This window comes from Streptomyces sp. NPDC030814, from assembly GCF_055572155.1.
In genome coordinates this window covers 559,488-579,707 of record NZ_JBVIDX010000003.1, presented here as the reverse complement: position 1 = coordinate 579,707, position 20,220 = coordinate 559,488, and the positions used below count along the sequence as shown (strand labels likewise).

The following is a 20,220-nucleotide window of genomic DNA, read 5'->3' as shown; positions in this document are numbered from 1 at the left end:
TCCGAGTCTGTACGGCTCACTCCAGCCCGTACACCCGTCGTACGGCTCACTCCAGCCCGTACACCCGTCGCGCGTTGCCCCCCGCGATCAGTGCCGCCACACGCTGGGCGTCCGCCAGGCACCAGGCGCCCTCCGCCACCCAGGTCCCCAGCACCCGGGCCAGCGCCTCACAGAAGAGGCGGGCCCCGACGACATGCAGTTCGGGCAGCCCATGGGCGCCGCTGGAGAACAGGATCTTGCCGAAGGGGGCGAGTTCGAGGACCTCGGCGAGCACGGCGGTGGCCCGCGCCCCGGTGCGGACGAGCTCGGCGCCCAGGTCGGCGTAGACGTGCGGGAAGACACCGGCGAGATGGGCGGCGTGGCGGTGGTAGGGGTAGCCGTGCAGCAGGACCAGGTCGGTGCCGAGGCCGGCCGTGGCGCGGGCGAAGTCGGTGAGCAGGACCGGATCCGTGCTGTCGATGCGCAGGCCCGGCTCACTCAGGCCGGCGTGGAGCTGGAGGGGGCGGCCGGAGGCGATGGCGATCCACAGCAGATGACGCAGGAGCACCTGGTCGGTGAGGGTCCCGCCGACGGGCCGGTGTGCGAGCCAGCGTCCGGCGGCCCCGCGCACCTCGCCGGGGCCGGGCGGTTCGGGTGCGAGCGCCAGACCGTGCCGTACGCCCGCCACCGAGGCGAAGGCCACGGCGTGCGCGGCGGCCCCGTGCACCGACTCGGCGAGATTGGCGAGGAACGACTCCACGGTGCCGGAGGTGTCGGCGACCTGTTCGGCGAGGAGTTCGAGCCGGACGATCTCGTGGGCGTCCGCATCGCCCGTGGAGGCCATCTCGCTCGGCCCCGTGAGGTCGCCGGGCAGTCCGGTGTCGACGAGGTAGGTGGTGATGCCGCTGCCCCGCAGCAGTCTGCGGCCCGCCTCCAGGACGCCCAGTTCACGGCGGCGGGCGAGATAGCGGGCCGGCGGGCAGTGCGGTTCCAGGCCCAGCAGGGGCGGGCACCAGCGGCGCACGGCGAAGCCGGTCTGGGTGTCGAAGAAGGTGGTGCCGGGCGCCGGTGGTCCCTCGCCGCGGCCGAGGTGGGCCTCGAAGGTGCCGAGGCCCAGCTCCGTTCTCAGTACGCCGTGGCAGTACTGATCCACGAGGGACGGCGTTTCGATCATCCGGACTCCCCGTCGCTGGACCGTGTGCTCCCACAGGTCCTAACGGGTGAGGCGGGCTCAGGTGTTGCTGTTGGCCGGTCCCCCGACCTGGATTCCGGCCATCCGGGACCACTCGTAGGGGCCGGTGCGTACCTTGGCGGCGAACTCGCCGTCGAAGTCCTCGTGGACCGTGACGCCGGCCTTGCGCACGGCCTCCTCGGCGATGGCGTGGGTGGGGGCGACGAGGTCGCCCCAGCCGCCGTCCTCGCCCACGAGGACGATGCGGGAGCCGCGCTCGCCGATGTAGGCGACCTGGGCCTCGGCGCCGCCGTGCGCCTTCGCGAAGGCGCCGATCTGCTTGGCGATCTTGGCTGCCTGGCGCTCCGCCTTGGCTGCGGCCTTGGTGTCCTTGGCCTCGTCGAGCTGCTTCGTGTCTGCCATGGCTGGATGCTACCGATCGGTAGGGCAGTGCTGCGACGGTGGGTGCAGTGGGGTTGGCCACTCGCCGTAGTGCGTGGACACAGGTGGGGCGTGCAGGTGAGTCGTGGTTGCTGGCGCCCGCGCGGCGGAGCCGCAGATGGGTACAGCCCCGCGCCCCTGGAGGGGCGCTGTTGCGGACGTCTCTCGGGGAGGAACCCTCAGCGGAGGAAGGGGTCCACCGCCACGGCCACGAAGAGCAGGGAGACGTACGTGATCGACCAGTGGAACAGGCGCATCTCCTTGAGCTTGGCGCCGGTGACACCGCTCTTCGCCCGGTTCTGGAGGGCGTGCGCCTCCCAGAGCCACCAGCCGCCGGTCACCAGGGCGACCGTCGTGTAGAACCAGCCGGTGTAGCCGAGGGGGGTCAGCAGCAGGGAGACGGCGACCATCACCCAGCTGTAGAGGACGATCTGGCGGGCGACGACCTTGTTCGAGGCGATGACCGGGAGCATCGGGACGCCGACGCGGGCGTAGTCGTCCTTCACCTTCATGGACAGCGGCCAGTAGTGCGGCGGGGTCCAGAAGAAGATGACCAGGAAGAGGATCACCGCGGCCCAGGACATCGAGTTCGTCACGGCGGACCACCCGATGAGGACCGGCATGCAGCCGGCGATGCCGCCCCACACGATGTTCTGCGCCGTACGCCGCTTGAGGATCATCGTGTAGACGACGACGTAGAAAAGGAGCGCTCCGAGCGACAGCCAGGCGGACAGCCAGTTGACGAGGACGCCGAACCACACGGTGGAGACGACCGCGAGGGTCAGGCCGAAGACGAGGCCCTCACGCGGGGTGACCATGCCGGTGACGAGCGGGCGCTGCGAGGTGCGCTCCATGAGGGCGTCGATGTCGCGGTCGATGTACATGTTGAGCGCGTTGGCGCCGCCCGCCGAGAGGTAGCCGCCGATGCAGGTGGCGAGCACCAGCCACAGGTCCGGCACGCCCTGTTCCGCGAGGAACATCACCGGAACGGTGGTGATCAGCAGAAGTTCGATGATCCTCGGCTTGGTGAGGGCCACGAAGGCCTTGACGCGGGCCCCGAACGGCCGCTGACCCCGGCTGCTGCTCGTGCTGCTCGCGCCAAGCACTCCCGGTGGACGGGATTCGACGGCCGTCACGCACACCCCTGACAGAGACTCCCAGCGAGCACCACGGATGTGAACTCCCCGTAACGGCTCGCGCGTACCACGCCACTGTAGACGTTGCCCAGAGCCAGCCTTTCAAGGGGGTCGGGTCGTGTTGGACGGGGCGGCGGGAAGAGCCGAACACACTTCGGTTGAGCAGTCGGATGAGCGGCTGCGTATTCAGATGTCGACCGACCGAACCCGCTGGTCTCACCATGCGGAACGGCCGGTCGGGAGGCGTATCCGGGACGGTCCCGGCAGTCTGGAATGACTCGAAAAAATGCGCGTTGTTACGGGGGTAGGCTCGACTGCGGCCGGCGCCCCGAGAACGCCGGCACCGGACATGTGAGAGGAGCCCTGACCCAGGGTGAGCACCAAGCCGACCACTACAGACCTCGCGTGGACCGAGTTGGACCAGCGGGCCGTCGACACCGCCCGCGTCCTGGCCGCCGACGCCGTACAGAAGGTCGGCAACGGCCATCCGGGTACGGCGATGAGCCTCGCGCCCGCCGCGTACACCCTCTTCCAGAAGGTGATGCGCCACGACCCCGCCGACCCCGACTGGGTGGGCCGTGACCGGTTCGTCCTGTCCGCCGGCCACTCCTCCCTGACCCTCTACATCCAGCTGTACCTGGGCGGCTTCGGTCTGGAGCTGGAGGACCTGGAGTCCTTCCGCACCTGGGGCTCGAAGACGCCGGGTCACCCCGAGTACGGGCACACCAAGGGCGTGGAGACGACGACCGGGCCGCTCGGCCAGGGTGTCGCCAACGCCGTGGGCATGGCCATGGCCGCCCGCTACGAGCGTGGCCTGTTCGACCCGGAGGCCGCCGTCGGCGAGTCTCCGTTCGACCACCACATCTTCGTGATCGCCGGTGACGGGTGCCTCCAGGAAGGCATCTCCGCCGAGGCGTCGTCGCTGGCCGGCCACCAGAAGCTCGGCAACCTGATCATGCTGTGGGACGACAACCACATCTCGATCGAGGGCGACACCGAGACGGCCGTCTCCGAGGACACGGTCAAGAGGTACGAGGCGTACGGCTGGCATGTGCAGCGGGTGGAGCCGAAGGAGAACGGCGACCTCGACCCGGCCGCGCTGTTCGAGGCGATCGAGGCCGCGAAGGCCGTCACGGACAAGCCGTCGTTCATCGCGATGCGCTCCATCATCGCCTGGCCCGCGCCGAACGCGCAGAACACCGAGGCCGCGCACGGCTCGGCGCTCGGCTCGGACGAGGTCGCGGCCACCAAGCGGGTCCTGGGCTTCGACCCGGAGAAGGACTTCGAGGTCTCCGACGAGGTCATCGCACACACGCGTGCCCTGGGCGACCGTGGCCAGGCGGCCCGTGCCGTGTGGGAGAAGTCCTTCCAGCAGTGGCGGGACAACAACCCCGAGCGCGCCGGCGAGTACGACCGCGTCGCGGCCGGGGAGCTGCCCGAGGGCTGGGAGTCGCACCTGCCGGTGTTCGAGGCGGGCAAGGGTGTCGCCACCCGTGCCGCGTCCGGCAAGGTGCTGCAGGCGCTCGGCGCGGTGATCCCCGAGCTGTGGGGCGGCTCCGCCGACCTCGCGGGCTCCAACAACACCACGATCGACAAGACGTCGTCGTTCCTCCCGGCGGACAACCCGCTGTCCGAGGCGAACCCGTACGGCCGCACCATCCACTTCGGTATCCGCGAGCACGCCATGGCCGCCGAGATGAACGGCATCGCGCTGCACGGCAACACGCGCATCTTCGGCGGCACGTTCCTCGTGTTCTCCGACTACATGCGCAACGCGGTCCGGCTGTCGGCCCTGATGCACCTGCCGGTGACCTACGTGTGGACGCACGACTCCATCGGTCTCGGCGAGGACGGCCCGACGCACCAGCCGGTCGAGCACCTGGCCTCGCTGCGCGCCATCCCGGGCCTCAACATCGTCCGCCCGGCCGACGCCAACGAGACGGCGATCGCCTGGCGCGAGATCCTCAAGCGCTGGACGAAGGAGTGGGGCAAGGGCGCCCCGCACGGCCTCGCGCTGACCCGCCAGGGCGTACCGACGTACGAGCCCAACGAGGGTGCGGCCAAGGGCGGTTACGTGCTCTTCGAGGCCGAAGGGCCTGAAGGGCAGAACACCGACGCCCAGGTCATTCTGATCGCGACCGGCTCCGAGGTGCACATCGCCGTGGAGGCCCGTGAGCAGCTGCAGGCGCAGGGCGTGCCGACCCGGGTGGTGTCGATGCCCTCCGTCGAGTGGTTCGAGGAGCAGGACCAGGGGTACCGGGACAGCGTCCTGCCGCCGTCCGTCAAGGCACGTGTCGCCGTCGAGGCCGGGATCGGTCTGACCTGGCACCGGTACGTCGGTGACGCCGGCCGCATCGTCTCGCTGGAGCACTTCGGCGCTTCGGCCGACGGCAAGGTGCTCTTCCGGGAGTTCGGCTTCACCGCGGAGAACGTGGCCGCCGCCGCGCAGGAATCGCTCGCGGCCGCCCAGCGCTGACGCTCACATACGACACGTAGGAGATGTAATTCCATGACAGACGCACTCAAGCGCCTCTCCGAGGAAGGCGTGGCGATCTGGCTGGACGACCTGTCGCGCAAGCGCATCACGTCCGGCAACCTCGCCGAGCTGATCGACCAGCAGCACGTCGTGGGCGTCACCACCAACCCTTCGATCTTCCAGAAGGCGATCTCCCAGGGTGACGGCTACGACCAGCAGCTGTCGGACCTCGCGGCCCGCAAGGTGACCGTCGAGGAGGCCATCCGCATGATCACGACGGCGGACGTCCGTGACGCCGCCGACATCCTGCGCCCGGTCTTCGACGCGACCGACGGCCAGGACGGCCGGGTGTCCATCGAGGTCGACCCGCGCCTCGCGCACAACACCAAGGCGACGGTCGCCGAGGCCAAGCAGCTCGCCTGGCTGGTGGACCGCCCCAACACCCTGATCAAGATCCCGGCGACGATGGGCGGCCTGCCGGCCATCACCGAGGTCATCGGCCTCGGTATCAGCGTCAACGTCACGCTGATCTTCTCGCTGGAGCGCTACCGCCAGGTGATGGACGCCTACCTGGCCGGTCTGGAGAAGGCCAAGGAGCGCGGCCTCGACCTGTCGAAGATCCACTCGGTGGCGTCGTTCTTCGTGTCCCGCGTGGACACCGAGATCGACAAGCGCCTGGACGCCCTGGGCACGCCCGAGGCCAAGGCCGCGCGCGGCAAGGCCGGTGTCGCCAACGCGCGCCTCGCCTACCAGGCGTACGAGGAGGTCTTCAGCGGCGAGCGCTGGGCGGCCCTGGAGAGCGCGGGCGCGAACAAGCAGCGTCCGCTGTGGGCGTCGACAGGTGTGAAGGACCCGGCGTACAAGCCCACCCTGTACGTCGACGAGCTGGTGGCGCCGAACACGGTGAACACCATGCCGGAGGCCACCCTGGAGGCCACCGCCGAGAGCGGTGAGATCCGCGGTGACGCGGTCGCCGGGACGTACGAGCAGGCCCGTGCCGAGCTGGACGCGGTCGAGAAGCTCGGCATCTCGTACGACGAGGTCGTCCAGCTGCTGGAGGACGAGGGCGTCGAGAAGTTCGAGGCGTCCTGGAACGACCTGCTCAAGTCGACCGAGGCGGAGCTGACGCGCCTCGCACCCTCGGAGGGCTGAAAACCTTGTCGAGCAGCAATCCGCTGCGTGACGCCGCGGACCGACGGCTCCCGCGTATCGCGGGGCCGTCGGGCCTGGTCATCTTCGGTGTCACAGGCGACTTGTCACGCAAGAAGCTGATGCCTGCCGTGTACGACCTCGCCAACCGCGGACTGCTGCCGCCGGGCTTCTCGCTCGTCGGTTTCGCCCGCCGCGAGTGGGCGCACGAGGACTTCGCGCAGGAGGTCCACGACGCGGTCAAGGAACACGCCCGCACCCCCTTCCGCGAGGAGGTCTGGCAGCAGCTCATCCAGGGCATGCGGTTCGTCCAGGGCACCTTCGACGACGACGTGTCGTTCGAGCGGCTGCGCGACACCATCCAGGAACTGGACAAGGCGCAGGGCACTGGCGGCAACTTCGCCTTCTACCTCTCCGTACCGCCGTCCGCGTTCCCGGTCGTGATCCAGCAGCTGAAGAAGCACGGGCTGGCCGACCAGTCGAGCGGTTCCTGGCGGCGCGCGGTCATCGAGAAGCCCTTCGGCCACGACCTGAAGTCGGCCGAGGAGCTCAACAAGGTCGTCCACGAGGTCTTCGCCCCGGACCAGGTCTTCCGCATCGACCACTACCTGGGCAAGGAGACCGTCCAGAACATCCTGGCGCTCCGCTTCGCCAACACGATGTTCGAGCCGATCTGGAACCGGTCCTTCGTGGACCATGTGCAGATCACCATGGCCGAGGACATCGGCATCGGCGGCCGCGCCGGCTACTACGACGGCATCGGCGCCGCCCGTGACGTCATCCAGAACCACCTCCTGCAGCTGATGGCGCTGACCGCGATGGAGGAGCCCGCCTCCTTCGACGCGGACGCGCTCGCCGCCGAGAAGACCAAGGTCCTCGGCGCGGTGCGACTGCCGAGGGACCTCGGCCGGGACACCGTGTTCGCGCAGTACGCGGCCGGCTGGCAGGGCGGCGAGAAGGTCATCGGTTACCTCGAAGAGGACGGCATCGACCGCAAGTCGAAGACCGACACCTACGCGGCGATCAAGGTGGAGATCGACAACCGCCGGTGGGCCGGCGTGCCCTTCTATCTGCGGACGGGCAAGCGCCTCGGCCGCCGGGTGACCGAGATCGCCGTGGTCTTCCAGCGGGCGCCCCACTCCCCCTTCGACTCCACCGCCACCGAGGAACTCGGCCAGAACGCGATCGTCATCCGCGTCCAGCCCGACGAGGGCGTCACCGTCCGCTTCGGCTCCAAGGTGCCCGGCACCTCGATGGAGATCCGGGACGTGTCGATGGACTTCGCGTACGGCGAGTCCTTCACGGAGTCCAGTCCTGAGGCGTACGAGCGGCTCATCCTCGACGTCCTCCTCGGTGACTCGAACCTCTTCCCGCGCACCGAGGAGGTCGAGCTGTCCTGGAAGATCCTCGACCCGATCGAGGAGTACTGGGACAAGCACGGCAGGCCCGCCCAGTACCAGGCCGGTACCTGGGGCCCCGTCGAGGCGGACGAGATGCTCGAACGAGACGGACGGAGCTGGCGCCGGCCATGAAGACAGACCTCACGGACACCACGGCCAGCAAGATCAACAAGGCGCTCGTCAAGGCCCGCCGCGCGATCGGCACCCCGGCCGTCGGCATGGTGCTCACGCTGGTGATCGTCACGGACGAGGAGAACGCATACGACGCGCTGAAGGCCGCGAACGACGCGTCCCGCGAGCACCCCTCGCGCACGCTCGTGGTCATCAAGCGTGTCTCGCGCGGCCCCCGGGACCGTACGAAGTCCCGCCTCGACGCCGAGGTGCGGGTGGGCGCGGACGCGGGCGCCGGCGAGACGGTCGTCCTCCGGCTGTACGGCGAGGTCGCGGACCACGCCCAGTCGGTGGTGCTGCCGCTGCTGCTGCCGGACGCGCCGGTCGTGGTGTGGTGGCCGGTCACCGCGCCGCTCGACCCGGCCCGTGATCCGCTGGGCGCGCTCGCCCAGCGGCGGGTCACCGACAGCTACTCCGCCGAGAAGCCGATCGACGAGCTGCGGGCCCGCGCCGACAACTACGAGCCCGGCGACACGGATCTGGCGTGGACGCGGATCACCCCGTGGCGTTCCATGCTGGCGGCCGCGCTCGACCAGGTGGACTGCGAGGTCATCTCCGCGGAGGTGCAGGGCGAGCAGTACAACCCGAGCGTGGAGCTGCTGGCGATGTGGCTCGCGGACCGGCTGCACGTCCATGTGCGGCGCGGGGTGTCGGCGGGCCCCGGTCTGACCGAGGTGCGGATGCTGACCAGCACCGGTCCCATCCGGCTGTACCGGCCCTCCGGCGGCCTCGCCCTGCTGACGCTGGAGGACCAGCCGGACCGGGCGGTGGCGCTGAAGCGCCGCGAGACGTCCGAACTGCTGGCGGAGGAACTGCGCCGGCTGGACCCCGACGACACCTACGCCTCGGCACTGCGGTTCGGGGTGGACCGGCTGGGCGGCTCCGCGGGCAGCGGGCTGCCGGTCGGGGCGACGACGTCCGAGACCGGGGCGGCCCAGGCGTCGGCCGGGAGCGCGGCTTCGGCCGGAACCGGTGCGTCGGCGTCGGCTTCCGAGAGTGCCTCGGCGTCGGTGGCGCAGGCTTCGGGTTCGGCAACCACTTCCGCTTCGGCCCCGGCCTCGGTGGCCCTGCCCGCGTTGCCGGCTGCCGGTGACGACGAGGGCGAGCGGCCGACGCCCGCCCAGATGCCGCCGGTGAAGAAGGCGGCCTCGCAGTGAGCACTCCGCAGCTCGTCGTGCACCGCGACAAGGAGCTGATGGCGCAGGCGGCGGCCGCCCGGCTGATCACCAAGGTCGTCGACGCGCAGGCCTCGCGCGGCTACGCCTCGGTGGTCCTCACCGGTGGCCGCAACGGCAACGGCCTGCTCGCCGCGCTGGCGGCGGCACCCGCGCGGGACGCCGTCGACTGGGGCCGACTGGACCTGTGGTGGGGCGACGAGCGGTTCCTGCCCGAGGGCGACCCCGAGCGGAACGTCACCCAGGCCAGGGAGGCGCTGCTGGACTCGGTGCCGCTCGACCCGAAGCGGGTGCACGCGATGCCCGCGTCGGACGGACCGTGGGGCGCCGATGTGGACTCGGCGGCCGCCGCGTACGCGGAGGAGCTGGCGCGGGCGGCCGGGCCGGAGAACCATGGCCCGGCGCCGAGGTTCGACGTGCTGATGCTGGGCGTCGGCCCGGACACGCATGTCGCGTCCCTGTTCCCGGAGCTGCCGGCCGTGCGGGAGACCGAGCGGACGGTGGTCGGGGTGCGCGGGGCTCCGAAGCCCCCGCCCACCCGGGTCACCCTGACGTTGCCGGCGATCCGGGCGGCGCGGGAGGTGTGGTTGCTGGCGGCAGGCGAGGACAAGGCGCGGGCCGCGGCGATCGGCCTGTCCGGCGCGGGCGAGATCCAGGCGCCGGTCGCGGGCGCGTACGGGAGGTCACGCACGCTGTGGCTCCTGGACGCGGCGGCGGCGTCCGAGCTTCCCCGCTCGCTGTACCCACCGGCGTCTCCCTGAGGGACACGCTCGGCTGAGTGATGGCTTGTCGCGCGGTTCCCCGCGTCCCCCAGCGGGGGCGCGGGGACCTGCGCGAGCAACCACGAACCACCCTCGGCCGGCGGCGCACAGGCGGCCCCGAGCGGTCAGGCGCCCTCGGCAGGCCCCGTCACACCGAGAAGTCCCCCTCCCTGGTCTCCGGCAGGGCCGCCAGGCACGCAAGGCTGACCAGGCACAACCCGCCGGTGTAGAAACCGAGCACCAGCGGCGACGACCACTGGCTGTTCAGCCATGTCGCGACGAGCGGCGCGAACCCGCCCCCGAGTGTGTTGGCGAGGACGAACGCCGCCGACGCCCCGGTGTGCCGCAGCCGCGCCGGGAACAGCTCCGCGAGGAACGCCGCCATCGGCGAGAACATCAACGCGAGCAGCATCAGCCCCACCGAGTACGCGCCGGTGATGAGCAGCGCGTTCCCCGAGCTGAGCGAGGCGTACATGGGGACCGCCCACAGGACGCACCCGGCCGCGCCCGTCAGCAGGACCGGCCGCCGCCCGACCCGGTCGGCGAGCCGCGCGACGGGCAGGGTGATCGCGACCCCGGCCGCCGCCCCGACACTCGCCGCTGTCAGCATCGTGTTCTGCGGGATGCCGAGCGCCTTGGGGCCGTAGGACAGGCTGTAGACGATCGTGAGGTAGTAGACCGCCGAGCCGCCGAGCGCCGCCCCGGTGCCGAGCAGCAGCCGGCCGGGGTGCCGCACGATGAGCGTGCCGAGCGGGAAGCGGGACGCCGGGGACGGTGCCGCCTCGGCGGGCCGGTCCTCCGCCTCGGCCCAGGCCGGTGTCCGGCTGCCATCTCCGGCCTCCGCCTCGAACACCGGCGACTCGGCGACAGTCGTCCGTACCCACAGCCCCACCACCACGAGCACGGCGCTGAGCAGGAACGGAACCCGCCAGGCCCAGTCGGCGAAACCGTCCCGGCCGACGATGTCCAGCGTGGGGACGATGACGGCGCTGGAGAGCAGGAAGCCGAGGGAGGGGCCCACGTTCGGCACGGCCGCGTACAGCGCGCGGCGGCCGGGCGGGGCGTGCTCGGCGGCGAGGAGGACCGCTCCGCCCCACTCGCCGCCCATGCTGACGCCCTGCAGCAGACGGAGCGTCACGAGGAGGACGGGTGCGAGGAGTCCGGCGGTCTCATAGGTGGGCAGCAGGCCCATGCCGACCGTCGCGACGCCCATCAGCAGCAGCGAGGCGACCAGGGCGTTCCGCCGGCCCAGCCGGTCGCCGATCGTGCCGAAGAGGACGACGCCGAGGGGGCGGGAGAGGAAGGCCGCGGCGAAGGTGAGGAACGCGGCCAGGGAGGAGACCGTGGCGTTGCCCGAGGGGAAGAAGGCGGGGCCGAGGACGAGCGCGGAGGCGGTGCCGTACACGGCGAAGTCGTAGTACTCGATCGTGGTGCCGATGAGGCTCGCGACGGCGACCTTCGGCGCCGTCGACCGCTCCGGCGCGGACGGTAAGGAGACCCGTCCGGCGCCCACGGCCTGGGGGGCGGTCTTCGCGGGGGATTCGGGCATGGGGGGCTCACTTCCGGTACGCCCGGACACGAATGGTCCGGGCCCAGAGGGGGACGGCCACGCATGTAACACGAACCGGAGTGCGACTGCCAGCCTAAGCCCCGGAATTCGATTCTAACAAGGAATCCGAGCCTCCCGCCGGAATCCGCACCGAAAGAATAAGCGCCCTTTTACTCAGCACACGACAATAAAGTATGTGATGCCGCTATGGGTGGGGACACATCCCCGAAAACCACCCAGAGCGTACGACACCCGCCACCTCACCACTTGCCGCATAACAACGCACGAACACCACTCAGCGAAAGCGTCAAGCCTGCACTTACTGTCAATCCGCTGTCAATAAACATACCGGCCATCGCATATAAATTTATCGACGGTCACGCCTTGCCAACCGCCGATCACGCACGGAATGCTGGCGCGGGAAGAATTTGAAAGTTCTACGACCATCCTTTTCGGCCATGGAGAAAGGCCCTTCACCCATGCTGAAAACTGGTAAACCATTGCGCCTGAGGAGACTTTCCCTCGTCGGCGACGACCGACACCTGCTCATCCCTCTCGACCACAGTGTTTCGGACGGCCCGGTCGCTGCTCCGGGTCAATGGGAAGAGCTCTTGCGCGCACTCGTGGCCGGCGGCGCCGATGGAATCATCGTCCACAAAGGGCGGGTCCGAAGTCTTTCGCCGGACATCCTCAGGAGCTGCGCGCTGGTGGTGCATCTGAGCGCCAGTACGGCGTGCTCCGCCGATGTCGACGCGAAGGTGCTGGTCGGCGATGTCGAGGAGGCGGTGGCCCTCGGCGCGGACGCGGTCAGCGTCCATGTGAACATCGGCTCGGACACCGAGGGACGGCAACTGGCCGATCTGGGTGCGGTGGCGCGCTCCTGCGACACCTGGGGCATGCCGCTGATCGCCATGGTCTACCCGCGCGGGCCCCGCATCGAGAACCCGCACGACCCGGCCCTGCTCGCGCACGTCGTGAACGTCGCGGCCGACCTGGGCGCCGACATGGTGAAGACCTCCGTGGCCCTGCCGCTCGACCGGATGGCCGAGGTGGTGGCCCACAGTCCCATCCCCGTCCTTGCCGCGGGCGGGCCTGCGGACGGATCCGACCTCATCGAGTACGGCACCGCCGTGATGGCCGCCGGCTGCCGGGGGCTGGCCGTCGGCCGCCGGATCTTCTCGTCCCCCTCCCCCGCCGCTCTCGTGTCCCGGCTCGCCGAGGTCGTCCATGCCGGCGGCCGGGGAGCTGACGACATCGGCATGGCCTCCCATGCCCCAGGTGCCCCCGGCACTCCGAACACCCCCCATACCCATTACTCAACGATCGTGGCAGGTGTCGCATGAGGTTCGCGTGGATCGATCTCCGTGAAGTCCCCCGTCCGCAGCTCCAGGCGGTCGTGGACGCGGCCGTCCACGCCCGGATGTCCGGGGTCGTCTCCGCCGACGCCGAGTTGCTCGGGACGCTGCCACCGACCGTCACCCGGGTGCTGGTCTCGGGAGGGCCGGCCGCGGCGCCCGCGAAGAGAGCGGGCGACAAGGCCTCCGACAAGGGCGACAGCGAGGCGAAGGACTCCGCGAGCTCCAAGGAGGCCAAGTCCGGCAACGGAGTCGACGTCCTGCTGAGGAAGTTCACCACCCAGGACGAGCTGGACGCACTCTCCGCGCAGAACCGCGCCACGAGCGGCACCCCGGCAGCCGGCTTCGTCGACGTGCGTGACGACCGGACGCTCCAGCTGTCCTGCGCGGGCGCGATGGCGTTGCCGTACACGGTGATCCACTTCGCGGACCCGACCAAGATCCCGCTGGAGATCGTTCTCGCGGCGGCCGAATCCGCCGAGGGCAAGCTGGTGACCGTCGTCGGTGACCTGGAAGAGGCGGCCATCGTCTTCGACGTCCTCGAACGCGGCTCCGACGGCATCCTGTTCACGCCCCGGAGCGCCGACGACGTCTTCGCACTGGCCCGGCTGCTGGAGGCGACCACGCCCCAGCTGGAGCTTTCGACCCTGACCGTGGAGAGCATCCGGCATGTCGGGCTCGGCGACCGGGTCTGTGTGGACACCTGCTCGCACTTCGAGGAGGACGAGGGCATCCTCGTCGGCTCGTACTCCTCCGGGTTCGTGCTCTGCTGCAGCGAGACCCACCCGCTGCCGTACATGCCGATCAGGCCGTTCCGGGTCAACGCCGGCGCCCTGCACTCCTACACGTTGGGCCCCGGCAACCGGACCAACTACCTCAGCGAGGTCGGCTCCGGCAGCGCGCTGCTGGCGGTCGGCGCCGACGGCCGTACCCGGCGCGTGGTGGTCGGGCGGGCAAAACTGGAGTCGCGGCCGCTCCTCGAGATCCGCACCCACGCCGAGGACGGGCGGCTGGTCAGCCTGACGGTGCAGGACGACTGGCACGTACGGGTGCTCGGCCCGGGCGGCAAGGTCCTCAACGTCACCGAACTGCAGACCGGCGACGAGCTGCTCGGCTATCTGGCCCAGGACAAGCGCCATGTGGGCCTGCCCATCGGCGAGTTCTGCAAGGAGGTCTGAGACCTCATGGTTCAGCTCGTGGATGACGACGGGATGGGCCCCCTCGTCGAGCGGCTGTTCGACGCCCGGGACGACGGGCTTCCCTATCTGACGCACCAGCAGGAGACGGTCACCCGGGGCGAACTGCGGGAACGGGTGGCCAAGCAGGCCGCTGTGTTCGCCGGGTACGGCATCGGGGCCGGCAGCACCGTGGGCCTGAGGACCCCGCCCAGCTTCACCCAGGTCGAGGTGCTGCTCGCGCTGTGGCGGCTGGGCGCGCAGGTGCTGCTGTTCGACTTCCGGCTGAAGCCGGCCGAGGTGGAGGCGCTCTTAGCCGTCTGCCGCCCGCAGTTCATGGTCGGGGCCGGTACGAACGTCCGGGCGGCGTTCGGTTTCCGGCCCGAGTACGAGGTCACCACCGAGGTGCTCAGGGGCGGGCGCCCCGCCGCCACCGGGCACCGGCTGGTCCAGTTCAGCTCGGGGTCCACCGGGCGGCCTAAGGTGATCGGCAGGACGGCCCGGTCGCTGGCCGAGGAGGTGGAGCGGTTCGCCGCGATCCCCGGTATGCCGGGCGAGGGCGACCGGCTGCTGCTGCTCAGCTCGACCGCCCACAGCTTCGGTCTGATCGCCGGGCTGCTGCACTCACTCGCGGCCGGTGTCTGCGTGGTCTTCGCGCCCCGGGTCAGCGCCCGGGACCTCCTGCGGACCGCGGTGGAACACCGGATCACCGCCCTGTTCGGGGTGCCGATGCACTACGAGCTGCTCGCCGCCGCCATGAATCCCCCCGCCCTGCCCGATCTGCGGGTCGCCGTGTCGGGCGGTGAGCTGATGCCCCCGGAGGTCGCCGCCCGCTTCACCGAGACGTACGGCGTGCCGGTCGGCGAGTCGTACGGCACCACCGAGACCGGTGTGGTCGCCATGGACGCGAGCGGCACACTGCCCCGGCCGGCCATCGGTCCTGCCGCGCCCGGTGTCGTCGTACGGGACCGCGACGGCGAATTGGACGTGGCGCTGGCCGAGTCGCCGTACCTCTACGACTCGGGCGGCAGCCAGTACGCGGACGGCTGGCTGCGCACCAGGGACCGGGCCACCGTGGACGTCGACGGCACCGTCACCGTGCGGGGCCGGGCCGACTCCCTCGTCGTGATCGGCGGCCTCAAGGTCGACCTCACCGAGGTCGAGCAGGTGCTGCGCGAGCATCCGGCGGTCGAGCAGGCGGTGCTCGTCCACGAGGGCGTGACCGAGGCGTATGTGGCGCTGACCGGCGGGGTCGAACCTGCCCCTTCCGCCGAGGAGTTGCTGCGCTGGTGCCGGGAGCGGTTGGCCGATTACAAGCTGCCCCGGGTGGTTCGGCTGTTGGACGCCTTGCCTCGTACGTCGAACGGGAAGCTCGTACGCCAGGCGACGACGCTGCGCGCCTGTTCCACCGGGTGACCCGCCCCCCTTGCGAGAGCGCTCGACTCGGCCCTCGCTGAAAACAGTTACTGGAGACTTGATCATGAGTACGTCAACCCTGGAAGACGAGATCCGTGAGTTCGTTCTCAACGCCGTCATCGACGAGATGAACATCCTGACCAGCCGCGACGGCATCACGGACGACAGTCCGGTGACCGTCGGCGGGCTGGAAGTGGACTCGCTGTCGCTGATCGAGCTCACGCTGCGGCTGGAGTCGCGGTTCGGGGTGGAGATACCGGACACCGACATCGAGCCGCTGGCCTCCCTGACCCTCGGCGGGCTGGTCGCCGAGGTCGTTCGACGTGGTGCCAAGGCATGAGCGCGGAAGCCTCCGCGCCGGCCGTCATCACGACCGACACCGTCCGGGAGCTGCTGTCGGACCGCAAGATCTTCCCCGGTGTGCCCGACGACCTCGGCGAGGACGCCGAACTGGTCCTGGACTCCCTCGGGTTGGTCTGGCTGCTGCATGTGGTGGAAGAGCGGTACGGCCTGGTCGTGGAGCCCGGCGACGACGACATCGCGCAGCTCACCTCACTCCGTCGGCTCACCGAGTTCCTGAGCGCCGCCCAGCCGGAGGCCGCGCAGGGAGGTGAGCCCGTTGACCGGTGAGGTGACGGTGACCGGGTTCGGCGTGCGCACCGCGTTCGGCACGGGTGCCGAAGCCCTGCGGCGGGGGGTATTCGCGGGTGTCCCCTCGTTCGCCCCCACCACCAGGTTCGACACCGGCCCGTACCGTACGCCGATGGCCGGTGTCGCCCCGGACGGTCCCGACGCCGTCGAGGACTGGGCCCTGCGGCACGCGCTCGCCGAGTGCGGGGCGGACGCTCTCGACATGGCGGATCTGCCCCGGGGCTCGGAGACAGCGGTGCTGCTGGGTATCGCCGGTGACTGCACGAGCATCACTCGGTACTGGCGGAAGGCCGCCGAATCCGGGGGAGGCGTGCCGGAAGGGGCGGTGGACCGGCTGGCGGACGCCGTGCCCGCGCGGCTCGCCGAGTTGCTGGCCGGGGGGCTGGGGCTGACCGGGCCCCGGCTGACCTTCACCAACGCCTGTGTCGCCTCCGCCGCCGCGATCATCCACGCCTGTCGGCTGATCTCCTCCGGCCGCATCGACGTGGCGGTCTGCGCCGGCGGCTATCTGGTGGAGGAGGAGACGTTCGGCAAGTTCGACTCCGGGCGGGCGCTGTCCAAGGACGGCATGGTGCGGCCGTTCAGTGCCGACCGCAGCGGGCTGCTGCTCGGCGACGGGGTCGCGGCCGTCGTACTGGAGTCCGCCGAGCACGCCCGGCGACGCGGTGCCCGGGCGCTGACGAGCATCGTCGGCTGGGGCGCGGCCACGGACGCGCACCACATCGCCCAGCCGCATCCGGAGGGCGTCGGCCTGACCCGCGCGGCACGGCAGGCGCTGCGGCTCGCCGGTGATCCGGACGGGGCGACCCTCGGCTATGTCAACGCCCACGGCACCGGCACCAGGTACAACGACGGTGCCGAGACCCGGGGGCTGCGGGCCGCCTTCCCCGAGCGGGCCGAGGCGATACCGGTCAGCTCCACCAAGAGCACCACCGGACATCTGCTGGAGGCGGCGGGCGTCGTGGAGTTCGTGATCACGATGCTGGCCCTCATGGACGGCGTACTCCCGCCGACCGCAGGCTTCACCACGCCGGATCCGGAGTGCGACCTGGACTACGTGCCGAACGATCCCCGCCGGGCCGACCTCCGACGGGCCCTCACCATCAACGCCGCCTTCGGGGGCGCCAACACCGCACTCGTCCTGGAGCGGCCGTGACCACGACCGGAAAGACCCTGTCGGCCCGGAAGGCGGCTCTTCGCTCCCCCCTCGGCATCCTCACCGCCACCACCGCCACCCACGGTACCGGCGCCGACGGCGACATCGCGCTGCCGAGGCTGCCCGGTTTCGTGGAGTCGGCGTTCAGTCCGCTGGTGTACGAGGTGGCCTCGCGGTGTCTGACCAAGTGCCCGGGGGACGGCTCCCGTACGGCCGTGGCGCTGGCGAGCCTGATGGGCGACACCACCACCGCGGACCTGGCGAGCCGGCGGGTGGTCTCCGGCCGGGTGCACAACCCGCTGCTGTTCATGCAGGCCACCGCCAACTCCGTCCTCGGGCACACGAGTCGGGAGTTCGGGATCACGGGGCAGATGTTCAGCCTCTCCACCCTCGGCGACCCGTTGACCGAGTTGCTGGCGATGGCGGACCTGCTGCTCGAGGACCCCGAGCTGGACCGGGTCCTGGTGGTGGGCGTGGAGCTGGGCGGCAGCGCACGGCTGGCCGCCGCGTACCGGGAGCTGGTCGCGAGCACCGACCGCCTGGTCCCGGCTCTTCCCGAGTCGGCGGGCCTGGCCGCGGCGGTACTGCTCGGCCGCCCCGGAGCCGACACCCCGGTGACGGTCGCACCGGACGAGGCGCCTCCCCAAGCCGACGGAGCCGGGCACCCCGGCAGCGTTCAGGGCCTGTTCGACCTGGTCGCCGCCCACCGGCGGCTGCTGGAGGCAGGCGACCGGCTCACGGTGGCCCCTGCCTTCGTCCTGACCGCCGACCCGCAACCCCCCACGAACGCGCTCCCCGAAAGAAACGAGACCGACACCCATGCTCATCAGTAGGCAGGAGCGGGCGCGGATCTGCTCCGACACCGAACTCGGCGCCGGCAACGTCCTGGCCCGCCTCAAGGCGTACGGCCGCGCGCTCGACGAGCCCGCCCTGCGCACCGACGGCACCTGGCGGGCGCCGGACGGCGGCCACCCCGAGGTGCTGACGCTCGGGCAGTTGTACGAGGTGGTGGAGACGTACGCGGGCTGGTACGCGGCGCACGGTGTCCGGCCCCGCGACCCCGTCGCCATCCACTCCTACTCCAGCACCGAGTTCGCCCTGAACTTCCTGGCGCTGACCTCCCTCGGCGCCATCCCGTCGTTCGTCAACGGCAACCTCTCCCCCGAGATCGCCCGTGAGTACGTACGGCGGCAGGGCGCGGTGGGCGCCTTCACGGACGCGCCGCACCACGATGTGCTGGAGGGCTCGGAGCTCGGCTTCTGTGTGACCGCCGGCGACATCCGGCCCGAGCACCGCACGTCACTCCCGGCGTCGTACCCGTACCGGCACGATCCCACCGACCCGGTGCTCATCTCCCACTCCTCCGGCACCACCGGCATGCCGAAAGGGGTGCCGCACACCCATCGGACGCTGATGTACGCGCAGTTGCACCGGCTGCGCTACTCCACCGGCACCGACATGGAGCGCACGCTGGTCGGGCTGCCGGGCGCGCACAACGCGATGGTGGCGACGCTGCTGTACTGCCTGCTGCTGCGCACCGACATCAAGCTGCTCTCCAGCCAGCGCGGCACCGATGTGCTGGACGGCATCGAGGAGTTCCGGCCGACGACCGTGCTGGCCTTCTCCGGGACCTTCGGCGAGATGGCGGCCGAGGACTTGAGCGCCCGTGACCTGTCCAGCGTGCAGGTGTGGTTCAACACCGGGGACGCGGCGCACGAAGCGCACATCCGGGCGCTGGTCCAGCACGGGAGCCGCATCGAGATCCGCCGGGACCTCAGCCGGACGCGTGTCGCGGGCTCGGTCTTCGTGGACGGGCTCGGTTCGTCCGAGGCGGGCTACTCCGTCTTCCACAACCGGCACACCAAGGACACCTCGGCGTACTCGCGGTGTGTCGGCAAGCCGATCAGCTTCGCCGAGGCCGCCGTGCTCGCGGAGGACGGCACCCCGCTGCCGCCCGGCGAGATCGGCCGCCTGGGCCTCAAGTCGCCCACCCTCACGCCGGGTTACTGGAACGACTCGCTGACCTGGAACCGCATGCGGCTCGGCGGCTACTGGCTCACCGGCGACCTCGCCCATCAGGACGAGGACGGGAACTTCTACCACCTCGACCGGGCCCCGGACGCCATCCGCACCCGCGCCGGCATCGTCTTCAGCACCCGTACCGAGGAGTTGCTCCTGGCCGAGCTGAGCGGACTCGCCGACTGCACGGTCGTCGGGGTCGCCCCCGACGGTGTACGGGCGGACTGGGACGGCGACGGGGTGGCCGACGCGTACGTGCTGCTCCAGCTCGCGGACGACGAGAGCGGCGACGGCGACGCGGGGTGGACCGAGCGGGTCAACTCCGCGCTGAGGAAAGCCGGTTTCCCCCCGGTGACCCGGGCCCTGCGGATGAAGCCCGAAGACGTCGCCAAGGGCGCCACCGGCAAGGTTCTCAAACGAGTGATGCGCGACCGGTTCACCGCCGACGCGGCCGCTGTCGTCGCCGCCAAGGAGCACCACGTATGAGCACGAACACCGACGCCGACGCCGTCAACCACCGTGCCCGGGCGAGTGAGGCGTACCGCCTGTGGTGGCAGCACGACGCCAACTGGTACCAGGGCGTGGCCGCGCGGTTCGGGCAGGACGTGGCGAACGAGATCAACGCCGAGGCGCTGCGCAAGGTCGCCCTGCATGTGGGGCAGCGGGTGGGCCGCCGGGCCGGGCCGCTGCCCGACACCGGTGACGGCCGCAAGGACCTGGAGGAGCTGCGCCGCCGGTACGACGACTGCGGCGACCGGATGTTCCCCCCGGAGCTGCGCAACGCCGCCACCGAGGTCGAGGACGACGACCTGATCGTGCTCACCCTGAAGCGGAACTTCGCGATCACGATGGTCCGGATGGCCGGTTCCCTGGAGGGCTATCGGTGCCCGTGCACCGACATCCACGCGGGCTGGTCGGAGGGTCTCGGCGTGAAGCTGACGGAGAACCGGGCCGAGAGCTGTCTGCGGGACGGCGACAAGGAGTGCCGACTGCTGATGCGGGTCGCCCTGCCGGCGGCCGGTGGCGGGGAGGGCTGAACG

Annotated in this window: 18 protein-coding genes; 14 read left to right on the top strand and 4 right to left on the bottom strand. The window is 70.8% G+C overall.

All coding sequences use genetic code 11. The annotated features are described in order from the left end of the window. Positions 1–46: 46 nt before the first annotated feature. The 3 genes from ACZ43N_RS09405 to ACZ43N_RS09395 form a co-directional block, all read right to left on the bottom strand. Positions 47–1,153: an amidohydrolase family protein gene (locus ACZ43N_RS09405; protein ID WP_468096196.1), complete on the bottom strand. Its 1,107-nt coding sequence runs from the start codon at positions 1,151–1,153 to the stop codon at positions 47–49. A 57-nt stretch (positions 1,154–1,210) separates the two neighbouring features. After that, positions 1,211–1,573, bottom strand: coding sequence for a hypothetical protein (locus ACZ43N_RS09400; protein ID WP_055710870.1), 363 nt, complete (start codon positions 1,571–1,573; stop codon positions 1,211–1,213). 197 nt (positions 1,574–1,770) lie between these two features. Continuing rightward, on the bottom strand, positions 1,771–2,727 hold the full coding sequence (locus tag ACZ43N_RS09395; RefSeq protein ID WP_468096194.1) for a heme o synthase: 957 nt from the start codon (positions 2,725–2,727) through the stop codon (positions 1,771–1,773). A 373-nt stretch (positions 2,728–3,100) separates the two neighbouring features. Here ACZ43N_RS09395 and tkt point away from each other — a divergent pair, with 373 nt between their 5' ends. From tkt to pgl, 5 genes are read left to right on the top strand one after another with little or no spacing between them, the layout of a single operon-like run. Continuing rightward, entirely contained in the window at positions 3,101–5,203 is a 2,103-nt protein-coding gene (gene tkt / locus ACZ43N_RS09390) for a transketolase (RefSeq protein ID WP_468096193.1), read from the top strand. Positions 5,204–5,236: 33 nt separating this feature from the next. Then, positions 5,237–6,355 carry a transaldolase gene (gene tal / locus ACZ43N_RS09385; protein WP_468096192.1) on the top strand — a complete coding sequence of 373 codons (1,119 nt, stop codon included), beginning with the start codon at positions 5,237–5,239 and terminating at the stop codon, positions 6,353–6,355. Then, positions 6,352–7,884, top strand: coding sequence for a glucose-6-phosphate dehydrogenase (gene zwf / locus ACZ43N_RS09380; RefSeq protein WP_468096472.1), 1,533 nt, complete (start codon positions 6,352–6,354; stop codon positions 7,882–7,884). The genes tal and zwf overlap by 4 nt, the downstream gene beginning before the upstream one ends. Further along, positions 7,881–9,080, top strand: coding sequence for a glucose-6-phosphate dehydrogenase assembly protein OpcA (opcA, locus tag ACZ43N_RS09375; RefSeq protein WP_468096191.1), 1,200 nt, complete (start codon positions 7,881–7,883; stop codon positions 9,078–9,080). Before zwf ends, opcA begins: the two co-directional genes overlap by 4 nt. Continuing rightward, positions 9,077–9,859, top strand: coding sequence for a 6-phosphogluconolactonase (pgl, locus tag ACZ43N_RS09370; protein ID WP_468096189.1), 783 nt, complete (start codon positions 9,077–9,079; stop codon positions 9,857–9,859). The genes opcA and pgl overlap by 4 nt, the downstream gene beginning before the upstream one ends. A gap of 148 nt (positions 9,860–10,007) precedes the next feature. Here pgl and ACZ43N_RS09365 read toward each other — a convergent pair whose 3' ends face one another. Continuing rightward, positions 10,008–11,408 carry an MFS transporter gene (locus ACZ43N_RS09365; protein ID WP_468096187.1) on the bottom strand — a complete coding sequence of 467 codons (1,401 nt, stop codon included), beginning with the start codon at positions 11,406–11,408 and terminating at the stop codon, positions 10,008–10,010. 479 nt (positions 11,409–11,887) lie between these two features. On the opposite strand from ACZ43N_RS09365, the gene ACZ43N_RS09360 reads away from it, so the two are divergent. The 9 genes from ACZ43N_RS09360 (at position 11,888) to ACZ43N_RS09320 (ending at position 20,217) form a co-directional block, all read left to right on the top strand. Next, positions 11,888–12,751, top strand: coding sequence for a 2-amino-3,7-dideoxy-D-threo-hept-6-ulosonate synthase (locus tag ACZ43N_RS09360; RefSeq protein ID WP_468096471.1), 864 nt, complete (start codon positions 11,888–11,890; stop codon positions 12,749–12,751). Further along, positions 12,748–13,941 carry a 3-dehydroquinate synthase II family protein gene (locus tag ACZ43N_RS09355; RefSeq protein WP_468096186.1) on the top strand — a complete coding sequence of 398 codons (1,194 nt, stop codon included), beginning with the start codon at positions 12,748–12,750 and terminating at the stop codon, positions 13,939–13,941. Before ACZ43N_RS09360 ends, ACZ43N_RS09355 begins: the two co-directional genes overlap by 4 nt. Before the next feature lie 6 nt (positions 13,942–13,947). Continuing rightward, positions 13,948–15,354 carry a class I adenylate-forming enzyme family protein gene (locus tag ACZ43N_RS09350; RefSeq protein ID WP_468096184.1) on the top strand — a complete coding sequence of 469 codons (1,407 nt, stop codon included), beginning with the start codon at positions 13,948–13,950 and terminating at the stop codon, positions 15,352–15,354. Between the two features lie 64 nt (positions 15,355–15,418). Next, positions 15,419–15,694 (top strand): acyl carrier protein, encoded by a 276-nt coding sequence (locus ACZ43N_RS09345; protein WP_189783644.1) that lies wholly within the window; start codon positions 15,419–15,421, stop codon positions 15,692–15,694. Beyond that, positions 15,691–15,984 carry an acyl carrier protein gene (locus tag ACZ43N_RS09340; protein ID WP_468096183.1) on the top strand — a complete coding sequence of 98 codons (294 nt, stop codon included), beginning with the start codon at positions 15,691–15,693 and terminating at the stop codon, positions 15,982–15,984. Before ACZ43N_RS09345 ends, ACZ43N_RS09340 begins: the two co-directional genes overlap by 4 nt. Beyond that, the gene (locus tag ACZ43N_RS09335) at positions 15,974–17,161 is read left to right on the top strand and encodes a beta-ketoacyl-[acyl-carrier-protein] synthase family protein (protein ID WP_468096181.1); all 1,188 of its coding nucleotides are present in this window, start codon (positions 15,974–15,976) and stop codon (positions 17,159–17,161) included. Before ACZ43N_RS09340 ends, ACZ43N_RS09335 begins: the two co-directional genes overlap by 11 nt. After that, on the top strand, positions 17,158–17,994 hold the full coding sequence (locus tag ACZ43N_RS09330; RefSeq protein ID WP_468096179.1) for a hypothetical protein: 837 nt from the start codon (positions 17,158–17,160) through the stop codon (positions 17,992–17,994). Before ACZ43N_RS09335 ends, ACZ43N_RS09330 begins: the two co-directional genes overlap by 4 nt. Next, entirely contained in the window at positions 17,981–19,666 is a 1,686-nt protein-coding gene (locus tag ACZ43N_RS09325; protein WP_468096177.1) for a class I adenylate-forming enzyme family protein, read from the top strand. Before ACZ43N_RS09330 ends, ACZ43N_RS09325 begins: the two co-directional genes overlap by 14 nt. Next, positions 19,663–20,217 (top strand): hypothetical protein, encoded by a 555-nt coding sequence (locus ACZ43N_RS09320; protein ID WP_468096175.1) that lies wholly within the window; start codon positions 19,663–19,665, stop codon positions 20,215–20,217. The genes ACZ43N_RS09325 and ACZ43N_RS09320 overlap by 4 nt, the downstream gene beginning before the upstream one ends. The last annotated feature ends 3 nt before the right edge of the window (positions 20,218–20,220 follow it).